The sequence below is a fragment of the Pseudomonas sp. L-22-4S-12 genome (assembly GCF_009799935.1).
Taxonomy (GTDB): Bacteria; Pseudomonadota; Gammaproteobacteria; order Pseudomonadales; family Pseudomonadaceae; genus Aquipseudomonas.
In genome coordinates, this window is sequence record NZ_WELL01000004.1 from 310,681 (window position 1) to 331,245 (window position 20,565).

Annotated in this window: 22 protein-coding genes; 15 read left to right on the forward strand and 7 right to left on the reverse strand. The window is 65.8% G+C overall.

Going from position 1 to position 20,565, the window contains the following annotated elements:
• Window positions 1-79: 79 nt before the first annotated feature.
• Entirely contained in the window at window positions 80-1,030 is a 951-nt protein-coding gene (locus F3I16_RS12730; protein WP_160493959.1) for an endonuclease/exonuclease/phosphatase family protein, read from the forward strand.
• Window positions 1,031-1,111: 81 nt separating this feature from the next.
• Here F3I16_RS12730 and F3I16_RS12735 read toward each other — a convergent pair whose 3' ends face one another.
• Window positions 1,112-1,270, reverse strand: a complete 159-nt coding sequence (locus tag F3I16_RS12735) for a hypothetical protein (RefSeq protein WP_160493960.1) — start codon at window positions 1,268-1,270, stop codon at window positions 1,112-1,114.
• A 5-nt stretch (window positions 1,271-1,275) separates the two neighbouring features.
• Here F3I16_RS12735 and F3I16_RS12740 point away from each other — a divergent pair, with 5 nt between their 5' ends.
• Complete coding sequence (locus F3I16_RS12740) at window positions 1,276-1,662, forward strand: VOC family protein (RefSeq protein WP_160493961.1); 387 nt, start codon at window positions 1,276-1,278, stop codon at window positions 1,660-1,662.
• Window positions 1,663-1,792: 130 nt separating this feature from the next.
• Window positions 1,793-2,740: an IS481 family transposase gene (locus F3I16_RS12745; RefSeq protein WP_160493962.1), complete on the forward strand. Its 948-nt coding sequence runs from the start codon at window positions 1,793-1,795 to the stop codon at window positions 2,738-2,740.
• On the opposite strand, the gene F3I16_RS12750 is transcribed toward F3I16_RS12745, so the two are convergent.
• Window positions 2,737-3,516 carry a helix-turn-helix domain-containing protein gene (locus F3I16_RS12750; protein WP_160493963.1) on the reverse strand — a complete coding sequence of 260 codons (780 nt, stop codon included), beginning with the start codon at window positions 3,514-3,516 and terminating at the stop codon, window positions 2,737-2,739. The two genes, F3I16_RS12745 and F3I16_RS12750, sit on opposite strands and share 4 nt — an antisense overlap.
• A 172-nt stretch (window positions 3,517-3,688) precedes the next feature.
• Here F3I16_RS12750 and F3I16_RS12755 point away from each other — a divergent pair, with 172 nt between their 5' ends.
• The 5 genes from F3I16_RS12755 to F3I16_RS12775 all read left to right on the forward strand — a co-directional run bounded on the left by F3I16_RS12755 (window position 3,689) and on the right by F3I16_RS12775 (window position 7,546).
• Window positions 3,689-4,636, forward strand: coding sequence for a hypothetical protein (locus tag F3I16_RS12755; RefSeq protein ID WP_160493964.1), 948 nt, complete (start codon window positions 3,689-3,691; stop codon window positions 4,634-4,636).
• 57 nt (window positions 4,637-4,693) lie between these two features.
• Complete coding sequence (locus F3I16_RS12760; protein WP_160493965.1) at window positions 4,694-5,023, forward strand: hypothetical protein; 330 nt, start codon at window positions 4,694-4,696, stop codon at window positions 5,021-5,023.
• 187 nt (window positions 5,024-5,210) lie between these two features.
• Window positions 5,211-6,149 carry a triacylglycerol lipase gene (locus F3I16_RS12765; RefSeq protein ID WP_160493966.1) on the forward strand — a complete coding sequence of 313 codons (939 nt, stop codon included), beginning with the start codon at window positions 5,211-5,213 and terminating at the stop codon, window positions 6,147-6,149.
• Between the two features lie 96 nt (window positions 6,150-6,245).
• Window positions 6,246-7,280: a lipase secretion chaperone gene (locus F3I16_RS12770; RefSeq protein WP_160493967.1), complete on the forward strand. Its 1,035-nt coding sequence runs from the start codon at window positions 6,246-6,248 to the stop codon at window positions 7,278-7,280.
• 47 nt (window positions 7,281-7,327) lie between these two features.
• Window positions 7,328-7,546: a DUF2970 domain-containing protein gene (locus F3I16_RS12775; RefSeq protein WP_160493968.1), complete on the forward strand. Its 219-nt coding sequence runs from the start codon at window positions 7,328-7,330 to the stop codon at window positions 7,544-7,546.
• Between the two features lie 182 nt (window positions 7,547-7,728).
• Here F3I16_RS12775 and F3I16_RS12780 read toward each other — a convergent pair whose 3' ends face one another.
• A complete protein-coding gene (locus tag F3I16_RS12780) occupies window positions 7,729-8,784 on the reverse strand; it encodes an ABC transporter substrate-binding protein (RefSeq protein ID WP_160493969.1) in 1,056 nt (351 codons plus the stop codon).
• Window positions 8,785-9,384: 600 nt separating this feature from the next.
• On the opposite strand from F3I16_RS12780, the gene F3I16_RS12785 reads away from it, so the two are divergent.
• Complete coding sequence (locus tag F3I16_RS12785; RefSeq protein WP_160493970.1) at window positions 9,385-11,043, forward strand: nitrite/sulfite reductase; 1,659 nt, start codon at window positions 9,385-9,387, stop codon at window positions 11,041-11,043.
• The gene (locus F3I16_RS12790; protein ID WP_160493971.1) at window positions 11,027-11,524 is read left to right on the forward strand and encodes a DUF934 domain-containing protein; all 498 of its coding nucleotides are present in this window, start codon (window positions 11,027-11,029) and stop codon (window positions 11,522-11,524) included. Before F3I16_RS12785 ends, F3I16_RS12790 begins: the two co-directional genes overlap by 17 nt.
• Window positions 11,525-11,604: 80 nt before the next feature.
• Here F3I16_RS12790 and F3I16_RS12795 read toward each other — a convergent pair whose 3' ends face one another.
• Both F3I16_RS12795 and sohB read right to left on the reverse strand, forming a co-directional pair.
• Window positions 11,605-12,594, reverse strand: coding sequence for a YhdH/YhfP family quinone oxidoreductase (locus F3I16_RS12795; RefSeq protein WP_160493972.1), 990 nt, complete (start codon window positions 12,592-12,594; stop codon window positions 11,605-11,607).
• Window positions 12,595-12,604: 10 nt separating this feature from the next.
• Window positions 12,605-13,627, reverse strand: a complete 1,023-nt coding sequence (gene sohB / locus F3I16_RS12800; protein WP_160493973.1) for a protease SohB — start codon at window positions 13,625-13,627, stop codon at window positions 12,605-12,607.
• Window positions 13,628-13,963: 336 nt separating this feature from the next.
• On the opposite strand from sohB, the gene F3I16_RS12805 reads away from it, so the two are divergent.
• The 4 genes from F3I16_RS12805 (at window position 13,964) to F3I16_RS12820 (ending at window position 17,107) form a co-directional block, all read left to right on the forward strand.
• Window positions 13,964-14,674 (forward strand): histidine phosphatase family protein, encoded by a 711-nt coding sequence (locus F3I16_RS12805; protein WP_160493974.1) that lies wholly within the window; start codon window positions 13,964-13,966, stop codon window positions 14,672-14,674.
• A 61-nt stretch (window positions 14,675-14,735) separates the two neighbouring features.
• The gene (locus F3I16_RS12810; protein WP_137972692.1) at window positions 14,736-15,050 is read left to right on the forward strand and encodes an SCP2 sterol-binding domain-containing protein; all 315 of its coding nucleotides are present in this window, start codon (window positions 14,736-14,738) and stop codon (window positions 15,048-15,050) included.
• A gap of 197 nt (window positions 15,051-15,247) precedes the next feature.
• Complete coding sequence (locus F3I16_RS12815) at window positions 15,248-16,315, forward strand: phosphotransferase family protein (RefSeq protein WP_160493975.1); 1,068 nt, start codon at window positions 15,248-15,250, stop codon at window positions 16,313-16,315.
• A gap of 24 nt (window positions 16,316-16,339) precedes the next feature.
• Window positions 16,340-17,107, forward strand: a complete 768-nt coding sequence (locus tag F3I16_RS12820; RefSeq protein WP_160493976.1) for an SDR family oxidoreductase — start codon at window positions 16,340-16,342, stop codon at window positions 17,105-17,107.
• Between the two features lie 68 nt (window positions 17,108-17,175).
• Here the strand turns inward: F3I16_RS12820 and F3I16_RS12825 are convergent, their stop codons facing one another.
• A complete protein-coding gene (locus F3I16_RS12825) occupies window positions 17,176-18,894 on the reverse strand; it encodes a SulP family inorganic anion transporter (RefSeq protein ID WP_160493977.1) in 1,719 nt (572 codons plus the stop codon).
• A 68-nt stretch (window positions 18,895-18,962) separates the two neighbouring features.
• On the reverse strand, window positions 18,963-19,613 hold the full coding sequence (locus F3I16_RS12830) for a hypothetical protein (protein ID WP_160493978.1): 651 nt from the start codon (window positions 19,611-19,613) through the stop codon (window positions 18,963-18,965).
• Between the two features lie 100 nt (window positions 19,614-19,713).
• Between F3I16_RS12830 and F3I16_RS12835 the strand changes: the two genes are divergently transcribed.
• A complete protein-coding gene (locus F3I16_RS12835) occupies window positions 19,714-20,499 on the forward strand; it encodes a TSUP family transporter (protein ID WP_160493979.1) in 786 nt (261 codons plus the stop codon).
• Window positions 20,500-20,565: the final 66 nt, after the last annotated feature.

Here is a 20,565-nt window from a genome sequence, read left to right on the forward strand (position 1 = left end):
CTGGCCTGGCCAAGCCGGGCTTGCACGCCTGCCGAGCGGCGCTCATCCTGCATCACCACTGGCAACCCCTGCCCCGACCATGCTGCGCACGCGCCTTCTCCTCTACCTCCGGCTGTTGCTCGGCGGCAGCCTGTTCGGCCTGCTGCTGCCCTGGCTGCAGCGGCCGCTGGCCTTCACCCCCGGCCCGCTGAGCTGGCTGCTCGACCTGGCCAGCCACTGGCAATGGCTGTTCCTCGCCGGCCTGCTGCTGGCAGTCTCCGGCGCCAGCTGGCTGGATCGACGCTGGCTGCTGGCCCTGCTGGCGGCGCCGCTGCCCTGGCTGAGCGCCGCGCCAGGGCTGCCGAGCGGCAAGGAGGGTGCGCCGCTGGCCATCGCCAGCGCCAACGTGCACCTGGACAACCACGACGTCAGTGCCCTGCGCGCCTGGCTGGCCCGGGAACGACCGGAGCTGGTGGTGCTGCAGGAAGTCTCGCCCGAGTATGCCCAGGCGCTGCTGGGGCTGGCCGACTACCCCCACCAGGTAGTCAGCCCGCAGCATTCGCCGTTCGGCATCGCCCTGCTCTCGCGCCTGCCGATCAGGCAGTCGGCGGTGCTGGTCGACGACCAGGGCGTTGCCCGCATCGAAGCCGAACTGGATCTTGCCGGTTGCGCCATCGGCGTAACCGCCGTCCACCCCATGCTGCCACTGACGCCGCGGTACCGGCTGCAGCGCGACAGTCAGCTGCACGCCCTGCTGCGCCGCGGCCAGGCGCGCAATCTCCCGGCACTGCTGGCCGGCGACCTCAACAGCAGCCCCTGGTCCGCCGCCTTTGCCGGCTTCGCGACGCTCGGCTGGCGTCGCGCCAGTGGCCTGCAGCCGACCTGGGGCGGCCCGCTGGGCATCCCCATCGACCAGGTGCTGGCCTCGCCGCAGTGGCGCCTGGACAGCCAGACGCGCGGCCCCGACCTGGGTTCGGACCACCGCCCGGTGCTGGTGCGCCTCAGGCTGCAGGCCCGCGGCTGCCCTGCGGGCACAGGCAGCGCAGGATGAACATGGTCTGGCCGTCGAGGTGAATGCGGCCGCTGTGCTCCAGCGCTGCCGGAAGAAATCGCGGTGCTCGATGCCCGGTTGCTACAGCGCCAGCAGCGCCTCGCGCTGGCGATGCTCCGCGCTCAGGTGGTAGCGCAGGCTGATCTCGCGGCGGTGTTCGCTCTGCTGCGCATCATCGACAAAGTTGCTAGGGTGCAGCGTGCCCGACGCCCGAGAACAGCACAGCCACCGCAGGAGCACCGCCCATGCGCATCGAACGCCTCGACCACCTGGTACTGACCGTCGCCGATATCGAGGCCAGCTGCCGGTTCTACAGCCGGGTACTGGGCATGCAGGTGCTGACCTTCGGCGCCGGGCGCAAGGCCCTCGGCTTCGGCCAGCAGAAGATCAACCTGCACCAGCACGGCGCCGAGTTCGAGCCCAAGGCCAGGCGCCCGTTGCCGGGTTCGGCGGACCTGTGCTTGCTCGTCGCCACGCCGCTGGCGCAGGTCGCCGAGCACCTGCAGGCCTGCGGGGTGGACATCGAGGAAGGTCCGCTACAGCGCACCGGCGCCACCGGGCCGATCCTCTCGCTGTACCTGCGCGACCCGGATGGCAACCTGCTGGAGCTGAGCAATCCGCTGCCGGTTTAACCAGCCGACGCTACTCTCAACGAGGCAATTGACGGCCTGCCAGCTAGCTGTGATCTCTCAGTAGGTTGTTCATCCGGGGCATTCCCGGAATTCTGGAAGTGCGACCAACACAACCTTCCAGGAGCCCCGGATGAACCTGCATAAACATGCCCGTCTTACACCCCACGGTCGAGCCCTTTTGGTTCAACGTGTCCAGCAGGGCTTGCGTGCCGATGAGGCCGCTCAGGCCGCCGGTGTCAGCGTGCGCACTGCTTTCAAATGGCTCCGGCGCTTTCGTGAAGAAGGCGAGACTGGCCTGCTGGATCGCTCATCACGGCCCAAGCATTGCCCCCATGCCACCTTAGAAGACTTGATGGCCCGCCTCATTGAACAGCGCCGCGCACGCAAGTCCTATCGACAGATTGCAAGCGAGCTGGGTCTGGCTGTCAGCACAGTGGCACGTCGACTCAAGAAGATGGGCTTGCATCGCCTGGCCGAGCTGGAGCCAGCACGCCCGGTGATCCGCTACGAGTATCCAGCCCCAGGTGATCTGTTGCATCTGGATATCAAGAAGCTGGGACGATTTCGCAAGCCCGGCCATCGCGTCACGGGAGACCGCAAACAGAACTCGGAGGGTGCCGGCTGGGAGTTCGTCCATGTGGCCATCGACGATGCCTGCCGGATAGCGTTCAGCTCAGTGCACCCAGATGAGCGTGCAGCCAGTGCTTGCCAGGCGCTGCTCCAAGCGCTGCGCTACTACCGTGGGCTGGGCATCCACTTCGCGCGCGTCATGACCGACAACGGCAGCTGCTATCGGTCGCGCCGTTTTCGCCACTTGCTGCGACGTCTTGGCTTGCGCCACCTGTACACCAAGCCCTACACACCACGCACCAACGGCAAAGCCGAACGCTTTATCCAGACCAGTCTGCGTGAGTGGGCTTATGCGCGCAGCTACGATAGCTCCGAGCAGCGTGCAGCCCACCTCCTGCCCTGGCTGCATCACTACAACTGGCACAGAGTGCACGCCAGTCTTGGTTACAACCCGCCAATCAGCCGAGCGCCACTTCCACTGAACAACGTACTGGGTTTACACAGCTAGCCCGCGAACAGGCGCACGCCCTGCGGGTGGGCCAGCACGGCGGACGGCGTCATGCCGATGATGCTGCGAAAGGTATGGCTGAAATGCGCCGAATCGGTGAAGCCGGCCGCCACCGCCGCCTCGGTCAGGCTCATGCCCCGCGCCACGCCGACCGAGGTGACGAACAGGCGGTGCCACTGGCGGTAGCGGCGGATCGGGATGCCGATCTTCTGGCGGAACAGCTGGGTCAGGCGCGGCACCGACAGCCCCACCTGCCCGGCCAGGTAGGCGATGGACTGGTTGCACGACACGTCCGCCTTGATCAGCTCGATGGTACGCACGATGCGCGGGTCAAGGACAAAGCCGCCGGGCACGCGCTGTTGCGCATCGATCAACTCGTCCATCCAGGCATACACCTGCTCGGGCGCGGCGCTGCTGCGATGCAGCTCGTCGAAGCGCCGAATGCAGGCCGCTTCGTTGTCCAGGCCATGCAGCACGCCGGCCTGGCTGGCGGCCATGCGCGGTGCCAGCAGGGCGAAATCTTCGCCGAACACGTCGAGATAACAGATCGCCACCCGCGAGCCGCAGCCATCCACGCTCAAATCCAAACCCGCCGGCAACAGCGCACTGCGACAGGCCAGGGCGTCGCCATGGCTGGTTATGTGCAGCGGGCCATCCAGGCCGACCAACAGCATCGCCGCAGCCTGTGAAAGCTGCAGCGGCTGGTGGAACTGGCTGAGGTGAAAGGTGCGTTTGTCCCACAGATAGAGCAGGACCGGCGCGTCGATCGGCAGCATGGACGTATCTCGCCCTTGTTGTTTTTGTCGGGCGATGGTTACCACAGCCGAACCAGGCACGAAAGCCCATAAGCGAACGGAGTCGCAATATTTGTGCGCTCGTCCCAAGCAATCGCATACCCAGCACGTCACTGCGATTATCCTGGCCGCAATCCATGCATAGGGAACCGCCATGTCCACCACCCTCGCAGAGTTGCTCGAACAGATCCGTACCGACGCGGCCATGCTCAACCCTGCGCCGCAGGCCTGGCACAGCTATTGGTACCATCGCCCGAACGAGGCCTTTCCCCCACCATCCGTGCGCCAGCCACAGCAGTACGACGGCGGCGCACGCCTGAACCTGGTCTGCACCCAGACCGATCTGCCGGCCAAGGAACAACGCCAGTTGGTGCAGAGCTGGTGCGAATTGCTGCCGACGCTGGATAACCTGCGCGTCCTCTGGTTCAACTCCAAGGTCAACCAAGACATGTTCGAGGCTGCCTGCAGCAACCCACACCTGCAGGGGCTGTACATCAAGTGGAGCGATATCCGCTCGCTCACGCCCATCGCCAAGCTGCAGCAACTAACCCACCTGCATATAGGTGGAGCGCCCTCGGCCCAGCCACTGGAGGCGTTGCACGCCCTGCCGAAACTGATCGACCTCGAACTGAGCAACGTGAACGCGGCAGGCAATCTGGATTTCCTCTGCGGCCTGCCGCAACTCCAGTCGCTGGCCGTCTCCGGCGATCACAACAGCATCAAGCGACTCAAGATCGAATCCCTCGCCCCGCTCGCCAGCCTGCGCGAACTGCGGCGCCTGGAGCTGAGCTGTGTGGCGCTACTGGACGAGTCCCTGGCACCTATCGGCGAGTTACCCAGACTCCAGCACCTGCTGTTGTCCAATCAGTTCGAGATGGAAGAACTGGCCAGACTCTCGGCCAAACTGCCCGAAGTGGCCTGTGACCGCTTCTTGCCCATCGGCGAGTCGGTCAACTGGACCCACTGCAAGAAATGCCAGCAGGCGCGCGTGGTGCCGCTGACCGGCAAGCGCAAACCCTGGCTGTGCCTGGACTGCGATGCGGCGCGGATCGAGAAGCACATCCGCGCCTTCCAGACCTGCCGCGCCCAAGCCAGCGTTTGAGAGGCACCCCATGAGCGAGGCTCCATCGAAGCCAAGGCGGCCTTCGTCGACCAGGTATTGGGCTTCTACCTCGAATCCCCTCTGCTGGAAACCGCCCTGCTGATGCCTTCGCCACAGGGAGAAGTCGACAACTGGTATCTGTTGGCCCAGGTGTTCCAGGCCGTCCTGCAACGCAGCGAAGTCGGCGCCGCCGACTACCACAACCTCTTCCTGTTGGTCGAGGATGCCAGTGCCGAACTGACCGCTGCGCGCTTCCTCGGCATAGAGCCCGAGCCCGAGACCGAGACCGAACTGGGCAGTGGCTACGACCTGCCCGCCAGCTTTGCTCAGCGAATGCACGCGATGATCTGGCAGGAACTGCTGCGCCAGAAAACACCCAGCTACTGAGTGCGCCTTCGCCAGGGCAGACGCCTGCCACAAGGCAGGCCGTAATACTGCGAGAGTTGCCACTCTCGCTCAGCAACGATCATCAGTTCTTACAATCATTCTCGCTGTACGAGTGTTTTCATGGCCGCCACCTCGCTGCTGTGTGCGGGGCTACAAAAACAACAATGAACACACAGGTACAACCCCCATGAAAAAGCTGCTCGTCTCGGCATTGGCTGCCGCCAGCCTTTGCACCGCCGTATCCGCCAGCGCCGGCACCCAGGCGCAAACCAAGAACCCCATCGTCCTGGTGCCCGGCATCTTCGCCTTCGACACCATCGCCGGCATCGACTACTGGTACAAGATCCCCAGCGCCCTGCAGAGCGAAGGCGCGACCGTGCATGTGCCGAAGATCAATGCCTTCGACAGCTCGGCCAAACGCGGCGAGGCGCTGATCGCCCAGCTCGAACAGATCCGCGCGGCCTCCGGCGGCAGCGTGAAGAAGTTCAACCTGATCGGTCACAGCCAGGGCGGCATCACCTCGCGCTACGTGATGAACGTGCGCCCGGATCTGGTCGCCTCGGTCACCACCCTGCACACCCCGCACAAGGGCTCGCCGCTGGCAGACGTGGTCACCGGCATCGCGCCGTCCGGCACCCTGCAGGGGGTGGCCTTCGACGTGTTCGCCAATGCCGTGGGCGACCTGGTCAACCTGCTGTCGAACAACCGCAAGAGTCAGTCGGACATCCGCGCCATGCTCGCCGAGTTCAACAAGACCGGGGCGGCGGCCAACAACGCCAGTTTCCCGACCGGCATCCCCACCACCTCCTGCGGTGAGGGCCCGGAAACCGCCAGCCTCGGCGGCAACAGCGTGCGCATGTACTCCTGGAGTGGCACCGCGCCGCTGACCAACGTGCTGGACATCTCCGATCCGCTGTTCGCCATCACCTCGCTGGCCTTCAGCGAGTCCAACGATGGCGTCACCGGGCGCTGCTCCAGCCACTTCGGCAAGGTGCTCAAGGACAACTACACGATGAACCACCTGGACCCGACCAACCAGGTCCTGGGCCTGGTCTCGCTGTTCGAGACCAATCCGAAGACCCTCTACCAGAACCAGGCCAACCGCCTGAAGAACCTCGGCCTGTAACCTGCGCCAGCGCCCCACGTCCGGCGCGCCCCCGGGCGTGGGGCAGGCGCTGCCACGCAGTCGGCGGGCCGTGCGGCCCGCCAACAGGAGTTTTCGATGTCCGGCAAATTCCTCCTCGGCGCCTTGGGCCTCGCCAGCCTGACGGTACTGAGCGTCGCCAGCACCCTGCTGCTCAACCACGAGGCACCACCCGTACTCGCCCCGCCTTCCGCCACCGCCGTCATTGCCGCGGCACCTGCCGACCCGCGCAGCCAGCAGGCCAGCAGCCTCAACCAGCAATTGCGTCAGGCCGCACCGACCCAGCTGGGCGACCCCGGCCCGCTGCCCGCCTCCCTCCAGGGCACGCGCCACGATGTGCGCTTGCAGCTGGATGAACAGGGCGCGCTGCGCGTCGAGGAAAGCCTGCTGCGCCTGTTCGACTTCTACCTAGCCGGCCTGGAAGAGGAAGGCATCGACAAGGTCCTGACGCGCATCCACCGCGACCTCGCCGCCCAGCTGCAGGGCCCGGCGCTGGAACAGGCCCGCGACCTGCTGCGCCGCTATGTGGACTACCGGATCGCCCTGCAGGACCTGCCCGCAGGTGACGGCAACCTGGACGCCGGGGCCCTGCGCCAGCGCCTGGAGGCGCTCAACGCGCTGCGCCAGCAGTTCTTTTCGAGCGAGGAATACCAGGCCTTCTTCGCCCGTGAGAATGCCGAGGACGAGTACATGCTGCAGCGCCTGGCCCTCAGCCAGCACGGCGCTCTCGACGCCAGCCAGCAGCAACAGGCGCTGGCCGAACTGGAAGCGCAGCTGCCGGACGAGGTGCGCCAGGCACGCAGCGCCAGCACCCGCCATGGCGAGCTCTACGCCGCCACCCAGGCCATGCAGGCCGAAGGCGCCAGCGCCGAGGAGATCCGCCTGCTGCGCGAGCAGAGCCTGGGCAGCGCAGCCGCCGACAGTCTGGCCCAACTGGACCAGCAGCAGGCCGAATGGCGCCAGCGCCTGAGCGACTACGCCACCGAGCGCGACCGCCTGCGCAGCGCCGGGCTGAGCCAGGACGACCTGGACAACGCCATCGCAGAACTGCAGAACAGCCGCTTCGACGAACGCGAGCGCATGCGGGTCAACGCTCTCGACGCGGATCTCTGAACCCCGTGCGGCGCTTTGCGGCTACGCTGGGGGAAAAGGAGGTGGCCATGAGCGACGAAGACGACAAGAAACCCCTCAGCTTCGGCCAGATGCTGCAGAGCATCCTGGCCGCGGCGTTCGGCGTGCAGAGCGGCAAACACCGCGCCCGCGATTTCAGCCGCGGCAAGCCCAGCCACTTCGTGATCCTCGGCGTGCTGTTCACCGCGCTGTTCGTGCTGGTGATCTTTGCCGTGGTCAAGCTGGTGCTGCACTTCGCCGGCGTCTGAGTTCAGAGGCTGTGAAAAAATCGAAGGCCGTCACGAGGGCGTCTCCGGGCGAGCGAAACAAGGCGCGCCACGTGAAAACGAGGGAGTTTGGCGAGCCAAATGACCGACGTTTTGGCGTTGCGCAACACAGTTGCAGCCGTCCGGAGGCGGCCGCAGTAGGCAAGCGAATTTTTCACAGCCTCTCAGCGCAGCAAGGCGTCGATCGAGCAGCTGTAGGCCTGCAGCCGCAGGTTGCGTTGCAGGCTGAAGCGGCGAAAATCCAGGCCCTTGCCGGGCTGTTCCTGACGCTGCAACAGGCGCCTGGCGTCGCGCTTGTCGAGCAGGCGCAACGGGCGCGCCTGCTGATCCTTGCCGCCATGCTCGGCGAAATCCAGCCCCGCCGCGTGGTCATATAGCATCGCCATGGCACAACCGCCGAGGATGAAGTGGCCGCCGACCAGGGCACTGATCCGGTCTTCGAGGCGCGCCGTCAGCGCCCGCTGCGAGGTGTTCAAGGCCGAGTAATGCAGCTGGCGCCCCGCTTCGTGCGCCGCGCGCATGACGCCGAAAGCCATCTCGTCATTCGCCGCCCAGGCCAGGCGAACCTCTGGATAGCGCGGCAGCAAGGTCGTGGCCTGCTCGTAGGCACGCGCTTCCCGCCACTCGCCAAACACCAGCTGGCGCAAGCGCACCTGCGGATGCTCGGCCAGGGCCCGACGCAGGCCGGCCTCGCGCAGGGTCGCCGACGGCGTCTGCTTGATCCCGGAAAACGCCACCATTTCGCCCTGCGGCGCCTGCCGGATCAGGGCCTTGGCCATCAGGTAGCCGGCCTCTTCGTCGTTGGGTACCAGGCTGCCGATCCAGTTCGCGTACTGCTCGCGGCTGCCGCCCACCAGTTGCTGCTGTTCCGGAGTCAGGGTGTTGTGCAGGGCAAACAGCTTGATCCCGCTGGCGGCGAACAGGCGGAGGATTTCCGGCCCCAGGTATTGCTCGTTGGTGAACACCAGGTAATCGGGACGCTCGCCCCCCTGCAGCACCTGGTGGGCATTGGCCAGGATGGTCTGGTTATCCCGTTCGCCGTACAGCACGCGCAACTGCATGCCCAGATCGTCGGCCGCATCCTGCATGAAGAGGGAGTAATCGATCCAGAAGCGCTCGTCGGCATGCCCCGGATTGAGGAACACCACGGAGGTGGCATGGGCCGCCAGGCACCCGAGCAGGCAGGACAGGGCAAGGCAAAGACGCGACAGCTGTTTCATCAATCCGGGGTCATAAAAATGTGCGGCGCATTATACAGAGCCATGGCCGGCACTTGGCCATTATCGCCGCGGCGGCCGATGAACAGTCCCCGCCCGCATGGACGGCTGGCGAACATCAGCGCGGAGTGATTCGCGGTTGAAGCCGCACCTGCGAGAACACCTCGGCCTGGAGCGAGGCAGCGCCCATGAAAAAGGCCAGTAGCGGCTCCCCGCTACCGGCCTTCGCTGGTCCATCCGCCTACTGCTGACTGACCCAGAACACTGCAGTCGTCACAACCAAGGCTATCAGTACGAAAATCGCCCGGGCATCGACCCGGCTGTCCTGCTCTTGCATGTCGGAATGATCGGTCATGGCTTACCCCTTTATTGTGGTTATGAGTGGTTCGCCCTGAGAGTTAAGACCAGGCCCCCGACAGCCTCAAGGTGAAAGGCCCTATTCGCCCTTCTTCTTAGTACTTTTAGTTCAGGCCTTATACAAAAACATCACTTTTGCGCATAAACCTTAGCTGGTATCTTCCCCCGGCTCTGCGTGGAGTGCGCAGCCGTGCGCGCAAAAGCCTTGCTGTCTGATGAAGCAGTAGCCTGAATCACAGGATATATATGTACGTATACGACGAGTACGATCAACGGATCGTCGAGGACCGCGTCAAGCAGTTCCGCGACCAGACCCGCCGCTATCTGGCTGGCGAACTCTCCGGTGAGGAGTTCCGCCCCCTGCGCCTGCAGAATGGCCTGTATATCCAGCGCTACGCGCCGATGCTGCGCGTCGCCGTGCCCTACGGCCTGATGTCTTCGGCCCAGGTGCGCATGATGGCCAAGATCGCTCGCGACTACGACAAGGGCTACGCCCACATCAGTACCCGGCAGAACGTACAGTTCAACTGGCCGGAACTGGAAGACGTGCCGGACATCCTCGCCGAACTGGCCACCGTGCAGATGCACGCGATCCAGACCAGCGGCAACTGCATCCGCAACACCACCACCGACCAGTTCGCCGGCGTGGCCCGGGACGAGATCGTCGACCCGCGCCCCTGGTGCGAGATCATCCGTCAGTGGTCGACCTTCCACCCGGAATTCACCCACCTGCCGCGCAAGTTCAAGATCGCCGTCAACGGCGCCGTCAGCGACCGCGCCGCCATCGAAGTGCATGACATCGGCCTGGAAGCGGTGCGCAACGCCGCCGGCGAGCTGGGCTTCCGCGTTTCCGTCGGCGGTGGCCTGGGCAGAACGCCCGTCGTAGGCAGCTTTATCAACGAATTCCTGCCGTGGCAGCACCTGCTGTCCTACCTCGACGCCATCCTGCGCGTGTACAACCGCTATGGCCGTCGCGACAACAAGTACAAGGCGCGCATCAAGATCCTGGTCAAGGCGCTGACGCCTGAGGTGTTCGCCGAACGGGTGAATGCCGAGTGGGCCCACCTCAAGGATGGCCCGACCACCCTGACCGAAGCCGAAGTGGCCCGCGTCGCCGCGCACTTCGTCGATCCGGCCTACCAGGCCCTGGCCGACCAGGACGCCGCCCTCGCCCAGCTCGATGCCGAGCACCCGGGCTTTGCCCGCTGGCGCCAGCGCAACACCTTCGCCCACAAGCGCCCCGGCTACGTCGCGGTGACCCTGTCGCTGAAGCCCACCGGCACCGCGCCGGGCGACGTCACCGACAAGCAGCTGGACGCCATCGCCGAACTGGCCGAGCGCTACAGCTTCGGCGAAGTGCGCAACAGCCATAACCAGAACATCATCCTCGCCGACGTCGAGCAGCAGCAGCTGTTCACCCTGTGGGGCGAGCTGCGCGAGCTGGGCTTCGCCACGCCGAACGTGGGCCTGCTGACCGACATCATCTGCTGCCCGGGCGGCGACTTCTGCTCGCTGGCCAACGCCAAGTCGATCCCGATCGCCGAAGCCATCCAGCGCCGTTTCGACGACCTCGACTACCTGTTCGACATCGGCGACATCGACCTGAACATCTCCGGCTGCATGAACGCCTGCGGCCACCACCACGTCGGCCACATCGGCATCCTCGGCGTGGACAAGAAAGGCCAGGAGTTCTACCAGGTATCCCTCGGCGGCAGTGCCGGGCGTGACGCCAGCCTGGCGCAGATCCTCGGCCCGTCCTTCGCCGAAGCGGACATGGCCGACGTGATCGACAAGATCATCAAGGTCTATGTCGAACAGCGTACCGCTGAAGAAAGTTTCCTCGACACCTTCCGCCGCGTCGGCGTCGACCCGTTCAAGGAGCGCGTATATGCAGCGAATCATTAAGAACGGCCAGGTCCTCGACGAGACCTGGCACCTGCTGCCCAAGGACGCCACGCTCGACGGCATCTCCAACTGCGACGACCTGATCGTGCCGCTGGCCCTGTGGCGCGAGCATGCCCATGCGCTCAAGGCCCGCGATGGCGGGCTCGGCGTGTGGCTGGATGCCGGCGAGGAAATCGAGGAAATCGCCGACCAGCTGGACAACTTCCAGGTGATCGCCCTCAACTTCCCGGCCTTCACCGACGGCCGCCACTGCTCCAGCGCCTACCTGCTGCGCACCCGCTACGGCTACCAGGGCGAAGTGCGCGCCATCGGCGATGTGCTGCGCGACCAGCTGTTTTCCTACCTGCGCGTGGGCTTCGATGCCTTCGCCCTGCGCGCCGACAAGGACCCGCTCGACGCCCTGAAGGCCTTCGAGGACTTCGCCGAGGTCTACCAGGCGTCCGCCGACCAGCCGCAGCCGCTGTTCCGCCGCCGCGCCTGACGGCCCCGCCAGACGAAAAAGCCCCGCACTGCGGGGCTTTTTCGTTTCCGGCCCGGCATGCACCGGGTCTGGCCAGTGGCTCAGGCGAGATTGACCAGCACCCGGCCGACCTGCTTGCCGGCCAGGATCTGCTCGATCTCCTGCGGCAATGCCTCCAGCCCCACTTCCCGCGCCAACCCCTCGAGATTGCCAAGCTTCCACTGCACGGACAGCTTGTCCCACATGGAGGCCTTGACCACCAGCGGCAGCTCGACCGAATCCACCCCGAGCAGGTTGACCCCACGCAGGATGAAGGGCATGACATTGGCCTTGAAGCCGACCCCGGCGGTCAGCCCGCAGCAGGCCACGCTACCGCCATAGCGCAGCGACTTGACCACGTTGAACAGGATCTCGCCGCCCACCGTGTCCACGGCGCCGGCCCAGCGCTCCTTGAGCATCGGCCGCTCGACGCCTTCCTGCAGCTCGCTGCGCGGCACGATCTGCTGCGCGCCGAGCTGGCGCAGGAACTCGCCCTGCTCGGCCTTGCCGGTGGCGGCCGCCACGCTGTAGCCCAGGCGCGCCAGCAAGGCCACGGCGATGCTGCCGACCCCGCCGGTGGCGCCGGTCACCAGCACCGGGCCGGCCTCGGGCGTCAGCCCGGCCTGCTCCAGCTTGTCCACGCACAGCGCGGCGGTCAGGCCGGCGGTACCCAGCAGCATGGCTTCGCGCAGGCTGAGCCCGGCCGGGCGCTTGATCACCCAGGCCGCCGGCACGCGGATGCACTGGCCAAAACCGCCGGCGGTGTTCATCCCCAGGTCGTAGCCGGTGACGATGACCTCGTCGCCGGCGGCGAACTCGGCCACCCGCGACTCGACCACCACCCCGGCGGCATCGATGCCCGGCGTATGCGGGTAATTGCGGGTCACCCCGCGGTTGCCGCTGGCCGACAGCGCATCCTTGTAGTTGAGCGAGGAATACTGCACGCGGATCAGCACGTCGCCGGCCGGCAGCTCGGCGCTGTCGCGATCGACCACCCGGGCATGGAACGCCCCTTCCTCTTCGCTGACCAGCAGCGCCTTGAACTGAGTCATGCAGCCTCCCTTACCAGAAACGTTGTTGATGGAGCCGGTTCCACCAGTTCAGCAGCACCCGGTCGAGCGCCACGCTGGTCGCCAGGCCGAAACGCTCCGGCAGGCTCTTCTTCTCGGCGTAATGCAGCTGGAACAGATCGGCCTCGCGGGCCCGCTCGGCCAGGTACTCGTCGCTGGTCTTGAGCTCGTCGACCAGTTGCTTGTCCAGCGCGGAAAGCCCCAGCCAGACCTCGCCGGTGGCGATCTCGTCGATCACCAGCTGCGGGCGGTAGCGGGCGACGAAGTTCTTGAACAGCACATGGGTGGTTTCCAGGTCTTCCTGGAACTTCTCCCGGCCCTTGTCGGTGTTCTCGCCGAACACGGTCAGGGTGCGCTTGTATTCGCCGGCAGTCAGCACTTCGAAATCGATGTCGTGCTTCTTCAGCAGGCGATGCACGTTGGGCAGCTGCGCGACCACGCCGATGGAACCGAGGATGGCGAAGGGTGCCGAGAGCACCTTGTCGCCGATGCAGGCCATCATGTAGCCGCCGCTGGCGGCCACCTTGTCCACGCACACGGTCAGCGGCACGCCGGCCTGGCGGATGCGCGCCAGCTGCGAGGCGGCCAGGCCGTAGCCGTGGACCATGCCGCCACCGCTTTCCAGGCGCAGCACCACTTCATCCTGGGCAGTGGCCATGCTCAGCAGCGCAGTGACTTCATGGCGCAGGTGTTCGGTAGCCGAGGCCTTGATGTCGCCATCGAAGTCGAGCACGAATACCCGCGGCTTGTGCTTGCCGGCCTTCTTCTCGGCCTTGGCCTGCTTGGCTTCGGCCTTGTGCCGGGCCTTGAGCTCGGCCTTGTCCAGCAGCGCATGCTCGAGCCGCTCGCGCAGGGCCTTGTAGAAATCGTTCAGCTTGTGCACGTCGAGATGGCCGCTGCCCTTGCTGCGACCCTTGCTGCGCAGTGCCGCGACAGCCGTCAGCACCACGATCACGGCGACCACCAGGGTCACGGTGCGGAGCAGGAACTCCGCATAATCCATCAGAAACTCCACAACTCCCCCTCGTTCGTCCCATGCAGGGCGGCCGTCAACGGCGCCTGTCGGCCCCAAGCATACCGACGCCGGCCGGCAGTGTCCTGTGGCGCAAATACCTATTTGAGTTTGCCGGCCGGCAGGCGCCGGAACCCGCCGCGCACTCGCCCGCGTCCCACCAGTCGGACCACGACCGGAGATTCCTGCCCGCCGCCTGCACAACCGCGCTACCCTGCCGCCAGGCCGTGCGTCGCCGGCCTCACACGAATTCAAACAAGCGTATGTTTTTTCGTTGACAGCGGCCCGGCTCTACCCATAACCTCGCGAAACTTCAACCCGCCGGGATCGACTGCAGCAGTGGGCAGCATCTACCTGATTCGACATGGCCAAGCCTCCTTCGGCGCCGACGACTACGACGTGCTGTCGCCTACCGGCGTGCGCCAGGCGGAAGTCCTCGGCGACCATCTGGCGCACCTCGGCCTGAGTTTCGACCGCTGCCTGAGCGGCACCCTGCGCCGCCAGCAACACACCGCCAGCGCCGCCCTGCAGCGCTGCGTCGCCGCCGGCCTGCCGGCGCCGGAGCTGGAAGTCGATGCCGGCTTCAACGAATTCGATGCCGAGGCGGTGATCCGCGGCCTGCTGCCGGCCATGCTGCCGGACGAGCCGGACGCCCTCGCCATCCTGCGCAACCCGAAAGACAACCGTACCGCCTTCCAGCACCTGTTCGCCCGCATCATCCAGCGCTGGGTCAGCGGCGAGCACGACCAGCCCGGCCATGAAACCTGGCAGGGTTTCGTCGGCTCGGTACAGTCAGGGCTCGAGCGCCTGCTCGCCCAGGCCGACAATAAACAGAACATCGCCGTGTTCACCTCCGGCGGCACCATCACCGCATTGCTCCACCTGCTGACCGGCGTACCCGCGCACAAGGCATTCGACCTCAACTGGCAAATCGTCAACACCTCGCTGTCACGCCTGCAGTTCCGCGGCAACGAGGTGACCCTGGCTTCCTTCAACAGCCGTGTGCATTTGGAGCTGTTGAAGGCGCCGGAACTCATCACCTATCGCTGAGTTCCAGCCCACTGCGGCCCGCAAGGCCGCCAGAAACCCTCGATAACAAAGGATAGAAACCATGAGCTCCGTTGCCGACACCATCAACACCATGAAGTCCAAGTTCAACGCCAGCGCTGCCGCCGGCCTGGACCTGGTATTCCAGTTCAACATCGAAGACGGTGAGAACTACGCGCTGATCGTCAAAGACGGCACCTGCGACGTGCAGCAAGGCGACAACGCCAACGCCAACGTCACCCTGATCATGGACAGCGCCACCCTGGCCGGCATCGCCAGCGGCGAAACCGACGGCATGCAGGCCTTCATGGGCGGCAAGCTGCGCGCCGAAGGCGACATGATGCTGGCCATGAAGCTGGCCGAGCTGTTCCCGGTCTAAGCGTCTAGACTGTTGCAGCAACAGGAAAACCGGAGTCGTCTGACTCCGGTTTTTTTTCGCCTGGCGCCGGCAATCAGAGCCCTTGATTGCAGGGCAACACCCACATCTATAACGCTGCGTCGTGCTTGTAGGAGCCAGGCGGCAACATTAGATTAGCCAATGATTAGTGCCACCCATCATAAGCAGAAGGGATAAGCATGACGCTTACTGACCAGTCCACCGGTATTCGCGATGGCGAAGAGCTCGACGCCGCCACCATCGACCCTTACCTCAAGGCACACATCCCGGGCCTGACCGGTGAGCCGCGCATCAGCCAGTTCCCGGGCGGTGCCTCGAACCTGACCTATCTGCTGGAATACCCCGATCAGGAATTCGTCCTGCGTCGTCCGCCCTTCGGCCACAAGGCCAAGTCGGCCCACGACATGGGCCGCGAATACCGCATTCTCAACCAGCTCAACGCCGGCTTCCCCTACTGCCCCAAGGCTTATGCGCACTGCACCGACGAGTCGGTGATCGGCGCCGAGTTCTACGTGATGCAGCGGGTCAAGGGCATCATCCTGCGTTCCGACATGCCGGCCGAGCTGAACTTCAGCGCCGAGCAGACCCACGCGCTGTGCAAGAGCTTCATCGACAAGCTGGTCGAGCTGCACAACGTCGACTACCAGGCCTGCGGGCTGGCCGACCTGGGCAAGCCGGAAGGCTACGTCAAGCGCCAGATCGAAGGCTGGAGCGATCGCTACGAGAAGGCCCTGACGCCCGACGCGCCGACCTGGGAGCCGGTCAAGGCCTGGCTGCGCGAGAAGATGCCGGCCGACCACGCCAAGCCGGGCATCGTGCATAACGACTACCGCTTCGACAACGTTATCCTCGACCCGAGCAACCCGATGCAGATCATCGGCGTGCTGGACTGGGAGCTGACCACCATCGGCGACCCGCTGATGGACCTGGGTAACACCCTCGCCTACTGGATCGAGGCGGCCGACCCGGCGCCGGTGCAACTGATGCGCCGCCAGCCGAGCAACGCCCCCGGCATGCTGACCCGCCGCGAGTTCGTCGACTACTACGCCGAGCGCGCCGGCATCCAGATCGACAACTTCGATTTCTACTACGTGTACGGCCTGTTCCGCCTGGCCGGCATCGTCCAGCAGATCTACTACCGCTTCTTCCACGGCCAGACCAAGGACAAGCGCTTCGCCCAGTTCGTCCACATGAACAAGCTGCTGGAACAGATGGCCCTGCAGGTCATCGGCAAATCCCCCCTCTAAACCGGCTCAGACAAGGTAACCAGAATGTCCAAAACTCACCTGTTCGACCTCGACGGCAAGATCGCTTTCGTTTCCGGCGCCAGCCGCGGCATCGGTGAAGCCATCGCCAAGCTGCTGGCCCAGCAAGGCGCCCACGTGATCGTCTCGAGCCGCAAGATCGACGACTGCCAGAAAGTCGCCGACGCCATCATCGCCGACGGCGGCAAGGCCACCGCCATCGCCTGCCACATCGGCGAGATGGAGCAGATCAGCAACGTCTTCGCCATGATCCGCGAGCAGTTCGGCCGCCTCGACATCCTGGTCAACAACGCCGCCACCAACCCGCAGTTCTGCAACGTGCTGGACACCGACCTGTCGGCCTTCCAGAAGACCGTCGACGTCAACATCCGCGGTTACTACTTCATGTCCATCGAAGGCAGCAAGCTGATGAAGGCCGGTGGCGGCGGCAGCATCATCAACGTCGCCTCGATCAACGGCGTCTCGCCGGGCGAGTTCCAGGGCATCTACTCGGTGACCAAGGCCGCCGTGATCAGCATGACCAAGGTCTTCGCCAAGGAATGCGCGCAGTTCGGCATCCGCTGCAACGCCCTGCTGCCGGGCCTGACCGACACCAAGTTCGCCTCCGCGCTGACCAAGAACGACGCCATCCTCAACCTGGCCCTGCAGCGCATCCCGCTCAAGCGCGTGGCCGCCCCCAGCGAAATGGCCGGCGCCGTGCTGTACCTGGCCAGCGAGGCCTCCAGCTACACCACCGGCGTGGCGCTGAACGTGGACGGCGGCTTCCTCTCCTGATCCATGGCGTAAACGCAAGGGCCGCTCGGTGAGCGGCCCTTTTTCGTTGGCAAGCCCCAGCTACGCCTTTACTGCACCACGACCTCCTGCTCGGCCTGGTAGGCACGCAGCACCTGGCGCAGGGTCGGGAAACGCCTGACCTCCGCCGCGGCCCGTACGCCCGAACGCTCATGCCAGCGCTCCCATTCGGTCAGCCGCCCGGCCATCACCGGCGTGATGCCGCGCTCGACCATCTCCGCCACCAGCTCGCGCAGCACATAGAAGCCCGAGGCGTCGACCATGGTCACCGGCAGCATGTCGATGACGAACCAGCGCAACTGCGGGCCGCCCCGCTCCATGGCCGCCCGCACCTCGCGGCGAAAATACTGGGCATTGAAGAACACGATCGGCGCGTTGAAACGGAACAGGTACAAGCCCGGGTAGCGCCGGGCATCGGCATGCCGGCCCAGCGAGTGGACTCCGCGCATGCCCTCGACCTTGCCCAGTTCCTCCACCTGCGGGCGCGACATGGCGCGCACGAAGCGCAGCAGCGCGAGAATCACCACCAGCAGGATCGCCTGGACAGCCCCGACCGCAACCACCCCCAAGGTGGCCAGGATCGACAGGGCGAACTCACTCTTGGAAATCCGGTAGAGCTCGCCGAGGAAGCTCAGGTTGACCAGGCTCATGGCGCCGAACACCAGCACCACGCCCAGGGCCGCCAGCGGCACGTAGGCCAGCGGCGCAGTGAAGAACAGCAGCACCAGGGCAATGGCCAGCGCCGCGATGACGCCGCACAGCTGGCTGCGCCCGCCACTGCTGTCGGCCACCGCGGTGCGCGAATCCGCGCCACTGATGGCGAAGCCCTGGGAGGCCGACGAGGCGATATTGGCCAGGCCCAGGGCCATGAATTCGCGGTCGGCATCCACGCTGTAGCCGTTCTTCTCGGCAAAACTCTGCGCCGTCAGCATCATGCTGGAGAAACTCACCAGGGCCAGGCCGGCGGCATCGGCCAGTAGGGTCGGCAACAGTTCCAGCGGGAAGCTCGGCACATGCAGCTCGGGCAGACCGGCGGGAACCGCCCCGATACTGGCCACCCCCTGCGCTTCCAGCCCCAGCCCGGCGACGGCCAGCCCAGCCGCCAGCATGGCCAGCAGGGCCGCCGGCAGCTTGGGCACAAGGCGCTGGGCCAACAGCATGACCAGCAGCGTCAGAGCACTCACGGCGATGGTCGGCCAATGCCAGAGTTCGAACTTGGCAAACAGCTCGACGCTGCGCGGCAGGATGCCGCCCGCCTCCATGCTGAAGCCGAATATCTTGCCCAGCTGGCCGAGCAGGATGCTCAGCGCCACGCCATTGAGGAAGCCCACCAGGATCGGTCGCGAGAGGAACTCGGCCAGTGCACCCAGGCGCAGGAAGCTGGCGGCCATGCAGAACAGCCCGGTGAGAAAGGTCAGGGTCAGCGCCAGCGACAGGTAGAGCCCGGCATCACCGCCCGCCAGCGGCATGACGGCCGCCGCCAGCAAGGCGCAGGTGGCGGCATCGGGGCCGACGATCAGCTGGCGCGAAGTGCCGAACAGGGCATACACCAGCATCGGCAGGATGCAGGCATACAAGCCGGTGACCGGATGGAAGCCGGCCAACTCGGCATACGCCACCGCCACCGGCAGGGCCACGGCCGCCACGGAGACACCGGCGCGCAGGTCATCCGTGAACCAGGCCGCCCGGTAGCCCAGCAGACTCACCAGCCCCGGGACAATGCGCGCCAGCCGTGTCTTCCAGCCTCCACCAACGACCTGCTGCGTCATGACACCCCCGCTCCGATTGCCCATCCTAACCTTAGCCGGGAATTCGCAGAGTCAGCTGCGGCAGACGCTTATTGCCAATCCTTCAAGGCCTGGTTGGCGGCCTGGTTCATCGGCTGGGCGAGCAAGCCGGTCGGGCTCAGGCTGACGCTGAACATCGCGCCATCGGCGATCGGCAGGTAGGTGACCCGCGCCGCCTGCGGATCGAACAGGAACAGGTCGTGCTGGCCCAGCCGCAGCCAGCGCCACAGGTCGATGCCGTAGGGACTCTGCGCCAGGCCGACCTGGGCATAGCGCGCGCTTTCCTGCTGCTCGATGGCGAGGAAGCGTCCGGAGAGTTTTTCCAGGCGATAGCCGGGCTGCAGGCCGATCAGCGCGGCCAGGCCCTTCCAGCGCAGCAGACGGGCATCGAGCTGCCACAGGTCGCCTTCCAGGGTGACCGCGCGCTCCTCGCCGCCTTCCAGCAGGCTGACCCGATAGCGTTGCGGGCCATCGGCGGTGAAACTCAGGGTCAGCAGCGGCTTGCCTTCCGGCAGGGCGTCGTAGCTGAGCAGGTCATAGGCAACCACGCCGACCAGGGCGGCCAGGCCGAGGAAGGCCAGGCCCAGGGTGCCGCGCAACCAGCCGAGGAACCAGCTGCGCGTCAGCAGGATGCGTGCGGCGATGAACAGCGCCAGCACCGCCAGCAGGCCGATGAACCAGGCCAGGCCGTCATACTGCATGTGTGCAATTCCTTATCCGTGAAATTGCCGGCATTATGCGCAGCAGCCAGGCAACCGGCCAGCCGCAGCCCCGCACAATTGAATCCACGTCGAGTTTTTTATGCCTTTTGTCTTTGAGTTGGGGGTCGACCCGCTCACCTTGGCCATTCTCGCCCTGGTCGCCTTCACCGCCGGTTTCATCGACGCCATCGCCGGCGGCGGCGGCCTGCTGACCATCCCCGCCCTGCTCACCGCCGGCCTGCCGCCACACCTGGTGCTGGGCACCAACAAGCTGTGCGCCACCTTCGGCTCGGCCACCGCCAGCTACACCTTCTACCGGCGCAAGCTGTTCTTCCCCGGCCAGTGGCGCAACGCCCTGCTGGCCACGGCCATCGGCGCCGCCCTCGGTGCAACCCTGGCCCACTGGCTGCCTGCCGCCTGGCTCAACCAGATGCTGCCGGCGGTGGTGTTCGGCTGCGGCCTGTACCTGCTGCTGGGCAAGACCCCGGCCACCCACGACCGGCAGGACGCGCCCATCGCCAAGGGCCGCCAGTGGCCGCAGGGGCTCGGCCTGGGCTTCTACGACGGCGTCGCCGGCCCCGGCACCGGCGCCTTCTGGACGGTCAGCACCCTGCTGCTGTACCCGCTGGACCTGGTGCGCGCCAGCGGCGTGGCACGCAGCATGAACTTCGTCAGCAACGCCATGGCCCTGACGGTGTTCATCATCACCGGCCAGGTGGCCTGGCTGCTGGGGATCTGCATGGGATTGGCGCTGATGGCCGGCGCCTTCCTCGGCGCGCGCACGGCGATTCGCGGCGGCTCCAGGTTCATCCGCCCGGTATTCATTCTGGTGGTGTTGGCGCTGACCGCACGCCTGGCCTGGCAGCACTGGTTCGGCCAGGCCTAGAGCCTGCACGAGTGAGAAAGGTCGTTTACCCTAGGTTGGGTTGAGCACAGCGAAGCCCAACGAGTC